The 12,271-nt window shown below is 68.7% G+C and carries 10 protein-coding genes and 1 pseudogene; 5 read left to right on the top strand and 6 right to left on the bottom strand.

From position 1 onward, the window contains the following. From V6M46_RS03260 to V6M46_RS03245, 4 genes are all read right to left on the bottom strand, one after another. Nucleotides 1–989: aldehyde dehydrogenase family protein (locus V6M46_RS03260; protein ID WP_332662337.1), on the bottom strand; the 989-nt coding region annotated here is incomplete at its 3' end. A 210-nt stretch (nucleotides 990–1,199) separates the two neighbouring features. Next, a complete protein-coding gene (locus tag V6M46_RS03255) occupies nucleotides 1,200–2,480 on the bottom strand; it encodes a GAF domain-containing protein (RefSeq protein WP_332662336.1) in 1,281 nt (426 codons plus the stop codon). Between the two features lie 51 nt (nucleotides 2,481–2,531). After that, entirely contained in the window at nucleotides 2,532–3,350 is an 819-nt protein-coding gene (locus V6M46_RS03250; protein ID WP_332662335.1) for an ABC transporter permease, read from the bottom strand. Next, nucleotides 3,347–4,267 (bottom strand): ATP-binding cassette domain-containing protein, encoded by a 921-nt coding sequence (locus V6M46_RS03245; protein ID WP_332662334.1) that lies wholly within the window; start codon nucleotides 4,265–4,267, stop codon nucleotides 3,347–3,349. Before V6M46_RS03245 ends, V6M46_RS03250 begins: the two co-directional genes overlap by 4 nt. Nucleotides 4,268–4,363: 96 nt before the next feature. Here V6M46_RS03245 and V6M46_RS03240 point away from each other — a divergent pair, with 96 nt between their 5' ends. The 3 genes from V6M46_RS03240 to helR all read left to right on the top strand — a co-directional run bounded on the left by V6M46_RS03240 (nucleotide 4,364) and on the right by helR (nucleotide 8,330). Then, on the top strand, nucleotides 4,364–5,128 hold the full coding sequence (locus V6M46_RS03240) for a hypothetical protein (protein ID WP_332662333.1): 765 nt from the start codon (nucleotides 4,364–4,366) through the stop codon (nucleotides 5,126–5,128). A 64-nt stretch (nucleotides 5,129–5,192) separates the two neighbouring features. Continuing rightward, a complete protein-coding gene (gene kynA / locus V6M46_RS03235) occupies nucleotides 5,193–6,038 on the top strand; it encodes a tryptophan 2,3-dioxygenase (RefSeq protein ID WP_332662332.1) in 846 nt (281 codons plus the stop codon). A 147-nt stretch (nucleotides 6,039–6,185) separates the two neighbouring features. After that, on the top strand, nucleotides 6,186–8,330 hold the full coding sequence (gene helR / locus V6M46_RS03230; protein WP_332662331.1) for an RNA polymerase recycling motor ATPase HelR: 2,145 nt from the start codon (nucleotides 6,186–6,188) through the stop codon (nucleotides 8,328–8,330). On the opposite strand, the gene V6M46_RS03225 is transcribed toward helR, so the two are convergent. Then, entirely contained in the window at nucleotides 8,317–8,994 is a 678-nt protein-coding gene (locus tag V6M46_RS03225; RefSeq protein WP_332662330.1) for a TetR/AcrR family transcriptional regulator, read from the bottom strand. The genes helR and V6M46_RS03225 overlap by 14 nt on opposite strands. A 69-nt stretch (nucleotides 8,995–9,063) precedes the next feature. Between V6M46_RS03225 and V6M46_RS19585 the strand changes: the two are divergent. Both V6M46_RS19585 and V6M46_RS03220 read left to right on the top strand, forming a co-directional pair. Then, nucleotides 9,064–9,162, top strand: a pseudogene (locus tag V6M46_RS19585) (FAD-dependent monooxygenase); the annotation flags it as partial. Between the two features lie 36 nt (nucleotides 9,163–9,198). Continuing rightward, nucleotides 9,199–10,380, top strand: a complete 1,182-nt coding sequence (locus tag V6M46_RS03220; RefSeq protein ID WP_332662329.1) for an NAD(P)/FAD-dependent oxidoreductase — start codon at nucleotides 9,199–9,201, stop codon at nucleotides 10,378–10,380. Between the two features lie 198 nt (nucleotides 10,381–10,578). On the opposite strand, the gene groL is transcribed toward V6M46_RS03220, so the two are convergent. Then, the gene (gene groL / locus V6M46_RS03215) at nucleotides 10,579–12,210 is read right to left on the bottom strand and encodes a chaperonin GroEL (RefSeq protein WP_332662328.1); all 1,632 of its coding nucleotides are present in this window, start codon (nucleotides 12,208–12,210) and stop codon (nucleotides 10,579–10,581) included. Nucleotides 12,211–12,271 lie beyond the last annotated feature (61 nt).

Here is a 12,271-nt window from a genome sequence, read left to right as displayed (position 1 = left end):
ACGATCTGCTTGACCCGGTCGGTCGCGGCGGGCAGGAACTGCTCGAGGATCGAGTTCTGGATCAGGCCGCGGCTCGGGCACGTGCAGACCTCGCCCTGGTTGAGGGCGAACATCGCGAATCCCTCGAGCGCCTTGTCGTAGAACGCGTCGTCGTGGCTGGCGACATCCTCGAAGAAGATGTTGGGGCTCTTGCCGCCGAGCTCCAGCGTCGCCGGGATGAGGTTCTGGCTGGCGTACTGGGCGATGAGCCGCCCGGTCGTCGTCTCACCCGTGAACGCGATCTTGCGGATGCGGCTGCTCGACGCCAGCGGTGCGCCGGCCTCGACGCCGAACCCGTTGACGACGTTGATGACGCCGGCCGGGAGGAGATCGGCGATGAGCTCCATCAGCAGCATGATCGAGGCCGGGGTCTGCTCGGCGGGCTTGAGCACGACCGTGTTGCCGGCGGCGAGCGCCGGGGCGAGCTTCCAGACCGCCATGAGCAGCGGGAAGTTCCACGGGATGATCTGTCCGACGACGCCGAGCGGCTCGTGGAAGTGGTACGCCACGGTGTCGTTGTCGAGCTGCGAGAGGCTACCCTCCTGGGCGCGGATCGCGCCGGCGAAGTAGCGGAAGTGGTCGACGACGAGCGGCAGGTCGGCGGCCAGGCACTCGCGAACCGGCTTGCCGTTGTCCCACGTCTCGCCGACGGCGAGCATCTCGAGGTTCTGCTCGATGCGGTCGGCGATCTTGTTGAGGATGTTGGCGCGCTCGGCCACCGAGGTCTTGCCCCAGGCCGGTGCGGCGGCATGTGCCGCGTCGAGGGCCAGCTCGATGTCCTCGGCAGTTCCACGGGCGACCTCGCAGAACACCTTGCCGTTGACCGGCGACGGGTTCTCGAAGTACTCGCCCTTGACCGGCGCGACGTACTCGCCGCCGATCCAGTTGTCGTAGCGGGCCTTGTAGGTGACGAGGCTTCCTTCGGCTCCGGGCTGTGCGTAGGTGGTCATGGTGCTCCTTCAGTTCGGGGGTCCTGCCGTGACCGTAGTCACACGGACGTTGCACCAAAGTTGCAGCGAAACCCGGGGCCGCCCGCGACCGAGCGCTGAGCTGGGCCGCTCCACGAGTTGCGAAGTCACCTCGCCTGGTTTCGACAAGCTGACGCCTTCGGCGTGCTTCGGCTCAACCTGGCTTCGCGCCGCTCGCAGAGCTCGCTTGGCTCAGCCGAGCTCGGCGTCGAGCCTGGCCACGTTGGCCGCGACCTGCGCGTGACGCGGGGAGGTGGGCGGCAGGATCGTGAGGACCCGCTCCCAGATCTCGAAGTCGTCGCGACCGTGCGCCGTGTCGGCGAACGACAGCAGGGCATCCGCGTCACCCGCGGCGAGCAGGCACGAGCGTACGTACATGTGGATCTCATCGCGCAGCTGCTCCACGGCCGGCGCGGTCGACGCCGGCAGGATCGGGCCGAGATAGTGCGCGACCGCACTGCGGACGCGTCCGGCGGCGAGGTCCTCGCGGACCCGGTCGATGTCGGTCGCGATCTCGTTGCGGAGCCGGTAGGGCCGGGAGTCGAGCTCGATCGGCCCCAGCACGGTGCGCAGGCGGGACAGCTCCGCACGGATCGTGACCAGGGCCTGCTCGTCGTCACTCAGCGCCACGGCCAGCTCGGCGGTGGTCATGCCGTCGTCGGACTCGGCAAGCAACAGCAGGATCTCGCTGTGCCGAAGACTCAGCCGGGTCGTCGTCGTGCCGTGGCGCAGCGTCGCTCCGCGACCTCCGAGCACGTCGAGCGCCGGGATGGACCACCCGCTGCTCGCAGTCGCCGTCGGCGCGGGACTCAGCCGATCGATACGCAGCTCGGCCTCGACCGCAGCGACCGTCGCGCGTACGAGGGTCAGGCTCTGAGCCGTCGCGACGTCAGGACCTCCGGTCAGGTCGAGGACACCGAGGATCGCTCCGGTGTCGGGGTCGTGGATCGGCGCGGCCGAGCAGCTCCACGGCGTGACCTGCCGGGCGAGGTGCTCCGCACCGAAGATCTGGACCGGTCGATCCAGCGCCAGCGCCGTGCCCGGCGCGTTGGTTCCCACGCTGGCCTCGCTCCAGTCGGCGCCCGGCAGGAAGTGCATGTCCTCAGCACGCGAACGCAACGATGAGTCGCCCTCGACCCAGAGCAGCTGCCCGGCAGCGTCGCTCACCGCGACCAGCAGGCCGGCCTCGGCTGCGCTCTCGACCAGGAGCCGGCGGATGACCGGCATGCCCGCCGCGAGTGGATGGGAGTCACGGATGCCGGCGAGCGCCTTGTCGTCGAGCCGGATGGCGGCGAGTGCCTGCTCCGGGTCGAGCCCGCCCTCGACGCTTCGACGCCAGGACTCGAACACCAGCTGGCGCAGCGCGGGATCGGCCCGGCCCGTGCTCACGAACTGGTCGTGCGCCTCCTCGAGATGTCGCGACAGCGCCGCGGGGTCTGCGCCCCGCGGCATCGCGAGATCATTGCGCGCCATGTCCGGAGTCTACGGCCCGCTGTGACGGGGGTCACCCGGTCAGGCCCGGACCTAGGCGTCGCGGCGAAGGAAGAGCGCGTACGAGATGGCGAGCAGCGATCCGACGAACACCGTCATCACGACACCGCCCCCGAGCGCGCCGAACGGCACCACACCGAAGATCTGGAGCAGGTCGTCGAACGAGGCGCGGGTGTACATCTGGCCGCCCGCGTCGTAGGGCAGGTACTTCAGGACCTGCACCAGTCCACCAGTGCCGCGAGGGTCGTCGGAGGACGACTTGATCGCCAGGATGATCGCCTTGATGATCTGTTCGACGACGCTCGGGAGCAGCATCAGGAGGGCGACGGCCGCGGTCTGGTTGCGGGTGATCGCGGCGTACGCCAGCCCCGACAGCGCGAAGAGCACGGTGAACAACACCGTGCCGAGCGTCATGTCGAGCACCTCCTGGGTGGACGGCCGGTCCAGCCCGAACACCAGGCCGGCGACCAGGGCGATGCCGATGCAGAAGACCGCCGCCAACGCCGAGACGATGCCCGTCGAGATGATCTTCGCGGCGAACACCATGCTCCGGCTCGGCAGCGCCGTCAGGGTCGCGCGGATCATGCCGTGGCGATACTCGTGCCCCGTCGAGAACACCCCGAGCAGGCCGATGATGTACGCGATGAACAGCGGCGCGAAGCCCGTCGAGGCACCGATCGTGGCCAGCACGTCGAAGGCATTGTCACCGCTGGGCGGATTGTCGGCCTCCGACATCTGCCACGCGATGATCATCGTCATGATGAGCTGGAAGCTCAGGGCCAGGCCGATCAGCCAGTACGTCGACCGGATGGTGCGGAGCCGGAGGTACTCATATCGCAGCGAGTCGATCATGAGTCTCCACCGACCTGGCTGCCACGGAACTCCTCGGACAGGCCGGTTGCCTCGAGGAACGCTTCCTCCAGCGTGGCCTGGCGCGTCGTGAGCTGGTGCAGGCGCGCTCCGGCAGCATGTGCGGCGTCGCCGATCTGCTCGGCCGTGGCGCCGCTGACGACCAGGCGATCGCCCTCCTGGACGACCGTGGCGCCGAGCGCCTCGATCGCCGGGGCGAGGACCGTCCGGTCGGGCGTACGGACCTCGACCGCGCCGAGGCTGCTGTGCGAGATGAAGTCCGAAACCGCGCCGTTGGCGAGCATCTTGCCGCGGCCGATCACGACGAGCTCGTCCGCGAGCACCGCCATCTCCTGCAGGAGGTGGCTCGACACGAAGACCGAACGCCCCTCTCCCGCGAGGTGCTTGAGCAGGTTCCGGAGCCAGGTGATGCCCTGCGGGTCGAGGCCGTTGCTCGGCTCGTCGAGGATCAGCGTGTCGGGGTCGCCGAGCAGAGCCGCGGCGATCCCGAGGCGTTGCCCCATGCCGAGGCTGAACTTCTTGGGCTTGCCCGCGCTGACGGTCGACAGGCCGACGAGGTCGATGACCTCATCGACCCGGCTGTCGGGAAGACGGTTCGCGACGGCGAGCATCCGCAGGTGGTTGCGGGCTCGCCGGGTCGGGTGGAACGGCTTGGCCTCGAGGAGCGCACCGACATGCCGCATGGGGTGCGTCAGCTCCCCGAAGGTCTTGCCGTCGAACGTCGTCCGGCCCTCACCACGGTCGAGCCCCAGCATGAGCCGCATCGTGGTGGACTTGCCGGAGCCGTTCGGCCCGAGGAAGCCCGTGACGCTCCCGGGTCGCACCTCGAACGACAGGTCGTTGACGGCACGCGTCGACCCGTAGGACTTGCCGAGTCCATCCGCCCTGATCAACGCCATGACGCCACCCTTTCACGCGAGGCATGAGCCCGAACGAGCTATTGACTCGCGGGCGGTTCGGGTCGACGGTTGATCCATCAAACCTCGGGAGTAGCCATGCACCGCAAGCTGTTGTTGTCCGTCGCCGTCGTCGCGTCCATGATGATGGTCCTGTCCCCTGCCGCCGTCGAGGCCAACCACTCGTGGGGTGGCTATCACTGGGCCAGGACCAGCAACCCGTTCACGCTCAAGCTGGCCGACAACGTCGACTCACGCTGGGATGCCGTGCTCCGGACGAGCTCGACCGACTGGACCGCGTCGTCCGTCCTCAACACGACGGTCGTCGCCGGCACCAACCGCCCCAAGACCTGCAAGGCGACGTCGGGGCGCATCGAGGTGTGCAACGCCCGCTACGGGAACAACGGCTGGCTGGGCATCGCCTCGATCTCGATCACCAGCGGGAGCCACATCACGAGCGGCACGGTCAAGCTCAACGACACGTACTTCGACACCACGAAGTACAACACCACGGCATGGCGAAACCTGGTCAGCTGCCAGGAGGTCGGCCACACGTTCGGGCTCGACCACCAGGACGAGAACTTCTCCAACGCCAACCTCAACACCTGCATGGACTACACGAACAACCCCGCAACCAACCAGCACCCGAACGCGCACGACTACGCGCAGCTGGAGTCGATCTACGCGCATCTGGACACCACGACCACGGTCGGAGCGACGACCGCGAAAGGGCCGGCTCAGGTCGGCAACGACCCGAGCTCATGGGGCCGGCTGGTCAGCGGATCCCGCTCCAAGGGGCAGGGCACGTACGTACGCGACTTCGGCCACGGCCAGATCGTCGTGACCCACGTGACCTGGGCCTGACTGAACGTGCCGTGACCGCGTCGCTGCCGACGCGGTCACGGCCACCAGGTCATACAGTCAAGGCATGACTGAGTCCTACCGGCCGATCGAGGACGGGGTCGCGACCGACCTGCGCGGCGAGATGACGTACGCAAGCTATCTCCAGCTGCCCACGCTGCTGTCGGCGCAGCAGCCGGTGTCGGATCACCACGACGAGATGTTGTTCATCATCCAGCACCAGGTCACCGAGCTGTGGCTCAAGCAGCTGACGCACGAGCTGCGGTCGGCCATCGCGCTGATCGCCGCCGACGACCTGCCGCCCGCGCTCAAGCGGCTGGCGAGGGTCAAGGCGATCCAGCGGCAGATGTTCGAGCAGTGGGCCGTGCTGGAAACCCTGACGCCGATCGAGTACGCCCAGTTCCGTGACTCGCTCGGCAAGGCGTCAGGCTTCCAGTCGCCGCAGTACCGCACCGTCGAGTTCCTGCTCGGCAACAAGAACCCGCAGATGATCAAGGTCTTCGCGCACGACGAGGAGCTGCGGTCCGCCCTGCAGGCCGATCTCGAGGCGCCCAGCCTCTACGACGAGTTCCTGCGCTTCCTCGCCCGGCAGGGCCACGCCATACCCTCGGGGGTGCTGGAGCGAGACGTCACGCAGCCTTACGTCGCCGATCCCGGCGTGATCGAGGCGTTCCGGCGGATCTACGCCGACCCCGACACCTACTGGGCGGCATACGAGATGTGCGAGGAGCTCGTCGACGTCGAGGGCAGCTTCCAGCTCTGGCGGTTCCGGCACCTCAAGACCGTCGAGCGCATCATCGGGTTCAAGCGCGGCACCGGCGGGTCGTCGGGAGTCAGCTTCCTCCAGAAGGCCCTCGAGCTCACGTTCTTCCCCGAGCTCCTGGACGTGCGTACGCACATCGGCGCCCCGTAGGCGCTGCGGCTCAGGGCAAACAAGAAGAAGGGGCCGATGACCCCTTCCATATCCAACGTATAGCGCAGGTGGGGGCTTGCCGCAAGACCCCGGTGGTGCCGCAGAATGGCCGGCCCAAGCCAGAATCCACGGACACCGGAGCCGCACATGCGCCTGAGCGCGTTCAATCTTGCCGACCACCCTGCCAAGGCCGATCCCGCGCTGATCGCCGGCGACGAGCAGCACTTCGCGGCCATCGCAGAGACCCTCGAGCAGTCGATCGCCGAGCTGTCCGAGCGCCTCGATGCCGAGCGGAGGGCGCCCGGTGGCCTCGGACAGGAGGCGCTGGACCGGGACCTGGAGATCCACCGCCTGACCAGCCGCCTGCGCACCCTGCGCCGCTTCGGCCTGGACCTGTGCCTCGGCCGCATCGTGAGCGCGGACGACGGCGAGCCCGTGTACGTCGGACGGCTCGGCCTCACCGCCAGCGACGGGCGCCGGCTGCTGCTCGACTGGCGCTCCCCCGCGGCCGAGCCGTTCTTCGGCGCTACCCACGCCGACCCGATGGGCCTGGCCAGCCGGCGCAGGTATCGCTGGACCCGCGGCCGGATCAGCGACTTCTGGGACGAGGTGTTCACCCCGGACGGGCTCGAAGGACACGCCGCGCTCGATGACCAGTCCGCGTTCATCGCCACCCTGGGCAGCAGCCGCTCGCCCCGGATGCGGGACGTGCTCGGCACGATCCAGGCCGACCAGGACGCCATCATCCGTGCCGGATCGCGGGGCGCCCTGGTGGTCGACGGCGGTCCGGGTACGGGCAAGACCGTGGTCGCGCTGCACCGGTCCGCGTACCTGCTCTACTCCGACCCACGGCTCGGGCACCGCCGCGGTGGTGTGCTGTTCGTCGGCCCGCACCAGCCCTACCTGGCGTATGTCGCCGACGTCCTGCCGAGCCTGGGCGAGGAGGGCGTCCAGACCTGCACGCTGCGGGACCTGGTGCCCGAGGGAGCGACTGCGGCGATCGAGCCGGATCCGGACGTGGCTCGCCTCAAGGCGAGCGCTGCCATGGTGACGGCGATCGAGCCGGCCGTGCGGTTGTACGAAGAGCCGCCCACCAAGCCCATGACCGTCGAGACGGACTGGTCCGACATCTGGCTCAGCGCCGCCGACTGGGCCGAGGCGTTCGAGGCGGCCGAACCCGCAACCCCACACAACGAGGCGCGCGACCAGGTCTGGGAAGAGCTCATCACGATCCTGATGGACAAGGTCGAGGACGACGACGTACCGCCCGAGCTGCTGCGCAGGTCGCTGATGCAGAACGACGACCTGCGCGAGGCCCTTCACCGGGCCTGGCCGCTGATCGAGCCCACCGACCTCGTCGGAGACCTGTGGTCGGTGCCGGCCTACCTCCGTATGTGCGCACCCTGGCTCGACGCGGACGAGGTCAAGATGCTGCAGCGTCCGGACCCCCAGGCCTGGACGGCGTCCGACCTGCCGCTCCTGGACGCGGCACGACAGCGGCTCGGCGACCCCCACGCGTCACGACGGGAGCGTCAGCGCGATGCCACCCTCGCGATCGAGCGCGAGCAGATGGACCGGGTCATCGACGACCTGGTCCAGGCCGGCGGCGACGAGTACGGGGTCGGCCTGGTGTCGATGCTGCGCGGACAGGACAACCTCCGGGAGGTCCTGGTCGACGAGGGCATGCCCAGCGCCGACCCCGACCTGCTGGCCGGCCCGTTCGCGCACATCGTCGTCGACGAGGCCCAGGAGCTGACCGACGCCGAATGGCAGATGCTGATGCTCCGCTGCCCGTCCCGGAGCTTCACGATCGTCGGAGACCGCGCCCAGGCCAGGCACGGATTCACCGAGTCCTGGGAGGAACGACTCGCACGGATCGGGCTGGACCAGGTCAACCTGGCGACCCTCGGCATCAACTACCGCACACCGGAGGAGGTCATGGTCGAGGCGGAGCCGGTCATCCGGGCCGAGATCCCCGACGCCAACGTGCCGACCTCGATCCGCAGCAGCGGGATCCCCGTCGTGCACGGAGCCATGGGCGACCTGGACCTGATCCTCGACCGCTGGCTCGACGAGCACGCCGAGGGCATCGGCTGCATCATCGGCACGGGCGAGCTGGCGGAGCGGCCCCGCGTACGCTCACTGACCCCGGAGCTGGCCAAGGGGCTCGAGTTCGACCTGGTCGTCCTGATCGATCCCGACACGTACGGCACCGGGATCGAGGGGGCGGTCGACCGCTACGTCGCCATGACCCGGGCGACTGAGCAGCTTGTGATCCTCACGAGCTCCTGACGCGTGCCCTGGCGTCGGGACTCTCCGGCTCGAGGAGCTCTGCGACGGCCGAGCGCTCGATCCAGCTGGCGTACTCGGCGAGCGACCAGCCATGCTCCCCGACGAGCGTCCGGTGGACAGCGGGATCCATCAGCACCAGGGCCGCAGCAACGGCACGCTCGGCCGCGAGTCCCGATCGCAGGCCCTTGACCGCCGCAAGACGAGCCACGAGGAACTCCGCGCCACCGAGACGGTTGCGTTCGGACACCGCGTGCACATCAGCGGCTTCCGCGTCGGCGTCCGCGGCCACGACGAGCACGGCGGCCAGCGGCGCCGCTCGCTCCTCGAGCTCGGCGACGAACCCTGCCCAGCGGGCCACCAGCTCGCGGGCATCGGTCAGCTGCTCCATGTCCGCGATGACCTGGCGTTCAGACATCGGGATCGGCTCGTCGTCGCCCACCAGGGCCCAGTCCAGGGCCAGCTTCAGAAGGGCCGCCTTGCCACCGACCGCCGTGAACACCGTCTTGCGGCTCACCCCGGCTCGGGCGGCCACCGCGTCGATGGTCGTACGTGACCACCCGAGCTCGACGAACAGATCGCGGGCAGCGCCGACAATCGCCCGGCGGGTCGCTCGCGCCTGATCCTCGCGGAGCGTCGATCGGTATGGCCGGCGTGCCTGGGGCATGTTGACATCAGCTCCTTTTGGGGTGACTCTTGGTGTAATCAAGTCATCTCCAGTGTATCGGAGGTTGTCGTGCAAACACTCATCGTGGGCTCGGGCCCGAGCGGACTCCTGCTTGGCGCCGCGCTCGCAAGACGCGGTCACCGCGTCACGTCGGTGGATCGAGACCCCGGCCCGACGGGCGAGCGTTGGATCCGTCGCGGCGTCATGCAGTTCGAACACGCCCACGGATTCCGGCCGCAGGTGCCGATGATGCTCCAGGCGGAGTGGCCAGCGGCCTTGAAGGGCTGGCAGGACCTGGAAGCCCGTCCGGTGGAGGCGGCGAACCCCGACGGGTCCCGCCAGCTGGTCGGGATGCTTTCACGCCGATCGACCTTCGAGCGAGCACTTCGAGGCGCGGCGGAGATGCAGTCAGGGCTCACCTTGCGGGCTGGCCACGTCGAGGAGCTCGTCGTCGAACGCGGACGCGTCACCGGTGCACGGGTTGACGGCGCACTCGTCGAGGCCGACCTCGTCGTCGATGCCTCTGGCCGCGCCGGGCGCCTTGGGCGATCACGTGCGTCCGGCGACACCCGCGATCTCGACGGCGACTGCGGCCTCGCGTATGTCGACCGCACCTACCGGTTGCGACCAGGAGCAGAGCCCGGCCCCATGTCCAGTCCGATCGCGTACGTGGCCGAATTTGACGGCTACCAGTGCCTGGTGTTCCTGCACGAGGCCGGTCACTTCTCGGTGGTGGTCGTACGCCCGACGGCAGACGCCGCGCTCAAGGACCTGAGGCTCGAAACCGCCTTCGAGGCGGCGTGCCGGGCCATCCCGGCGCTCGCTGAGTGGACTCATCCGGACCGCTCTCAGCCCACCTCGCCCGTTCTTGTGGGTGGGGCGCTGCGCAACGTCTATCGGCGCCAGGCCGGCACGCCGGGACTCGTCGCAGTCGGGGACTCCGTGGCGACCACGACCCCGACCCGAGGGCGCGGGATCGCCATGGCGTGCATGCAGGTCACCGCCCTGCTCGGGCTCCTGGACGAGGGCGCCGATCCTGTCGCTGTGGCCGAGCCGTTCGGCGCCTGGTGCGACCGCGCCATCGAGCCGTGGGTGGCCGACCACATTGCGATCGATGGTGGCATGGTCAGGCGCTGGCAGGGCGAAGGTCTCGACCTGAACGTCCCGCTCACCTCCGACCTCATCGCCGACGCGGTCCAGGCCGACCCCCGGATCGGCGAGCACGCCGGAGGCTACTTCGCCATGACCGCACTGCCCGAGACTCTGAGACCGGCCGAGCCGCTGGCGCGGGCGGTCTATCTGAGCGGTTGGCGACCGGCGTACGCCCCTGGTCCGACGCGTGACGAGCTGGTGGACGTCATCCGCGCGACTGAACCTGCCGCCTGACCGTGATCACTGCCAGTGCGCTGACCTCGGCTGTGCGCCGGCATGACGAAGGCCCCCACCGAGCCGAAGCTCGATGGGGGCCTTTCGCTTGGACTCCTGGTGAGGTAACTCCCAGACCGGGAAGCACCCGGCGCTGGCTCACCAGGAAACGCGACCTCGCTCAATCACCTTGCGAGGTGACGTTCCGTCGCTGCGCGACTAGAACCCCATGCCGCCCATGTCACCCATGTCCGGGGCGCCTCCGCCGGCCTGAGCAGGCTCAGGCTTGTCGGCGACGACGGCCTCGGTGGTGAGGAACAGTGCCGCGATCGAGGCTGCGTTCTGCAGCGCCGAGCGCGTGACCTTGGCCGGGTCGATGATGCCGGCAGCGATCAGGTCGACGTACTCGCCGGTCGCGGCGTTGAGGCCCCAACCCGAGTCGAGTCCGGCAACCTTCTCCGCGACGACGCCGCCCTCGAGGCCGGCGTTGATCGCGATCTGCTTGAGCGGGGCGGACGCCGCGGTGCGAACGATGTTCGCGCCGGTGGCCTCGTCACCCGTGAGCTCGAGCTTCTCGAAGACCGCAGCGGTGGCCTGCACGAGTGCGACGCCACCACCGGCGACGATGCCCTCTTCGACGGCCGCCTTGGCGTTGCGGACGGCGTCCTCGATGCGGTGCTTGCGCTCCTTGAGCTCGACCTCGGTCGCCGCACCCACCTTGATGACGGCGACGCCGCCGGCGAGCTTGGCGAGGCGCTCCTGGAGCTTCTCGCGGTCGTAGTCCGAGTCGCTGTTCTCGATCTCGGCCTTGATCTGGTTGACGCGACCCTGGATCTGCTCGTCGGAGCCGCCGCCCTCGACGATCGTGGTCTCGTCCTTGGTCGTGACGACCTTGCGGGCCGTGCCGAGCAGCGTCAGGTCGGCGGTCTCGAGGCTGAGTCCGACTTCCTCGCTGATGACCTCGCCACCCGTGAGGATCGCGATGTCGGCCAGCATGGCCTTGCGACGGTCACCGAAGCCCGGGGCCTTGATGGCGACGGACTTGAAGGTGCCACGCATCTTGTTGACGACCAGCGTCGCGAGAGCCTCGCCCTCGACGTCCTCGGCGATGATGACCAGCGGCTTGCCGGCCTGCATGACCTTCTCGAGGACGGGGACCATGTCCTTCACGGAGCTGATCTTGGAGTTGACGATGAGGATGTAGGGATCCTCGAGCACGGTCTCCTGGCGCTCGGCGTCGGTCACGAAGTAGCCCGACAGGTGACCCTTGTCGAAGCGCATGCCCTCGGTGAGCTCCAGGTCGAGGCCGAACGTGTTCGACTCCTCGACCGTGATGACGCCTTCCTTGCCGACCTTGTCCATGGCCTCGGCGATGATCTCGCCGACCGTGGTGTCAGCAGCGGAGATCGAGGCGGTCGAAGCGATCTGCTCCTTGGTCTCGACGTCCTTGGCCATGCCCAGCAGCTGCGCGCTGATGGCCTCGACGGCGGTCTCGATGCCCTTCTTGAGGCCCATCGGGTTGGCGCCGGCCGCGACGTTGCGCAGGCCTTCGCGGACGAGAGCCTGGGCGAGGACCGTGGCGGTCGTCGTGCCGTCACCGGCGACGTCGTCGGTCTTCTTGGCGACCTCCTTGACGAGCTCGGCGCCGATCTTCTCGTAGGGGTCCTCGAGCTCGATCTCCTTGGCGATGCTCACACCGTCGTTGGTGATCGTGGGGGCTCCCCACTTCTTCTCCAGGACGACGTTGCGGCCCTTGGGACCGAGCGTGACCTTGACGGCGTCGGCGAGCTGGTTCATCCCGCGCTCGAGGCCGCGCCGTGCTTCCTCGTTGAAAGCAATGGTTTTTGCCATGTGTACGTTTCTCCGACTTGGTTGTCGACGTGGATGACCAGGCGATGCCCGCGACGGACGG

The sequence above is a fragment of the Aeromicrobium sp. genome (assembly GCF_036676885.1).
Classification (GTDB): domain Bacteria; phylum Actinomycetota; class Actinomycetes; order Propionibacteriales; family Nocardioidaceae; genus Aeromicrobium.
This window is presented reverse-complemented; position numbering and strand designations above follow the sequence as displayed.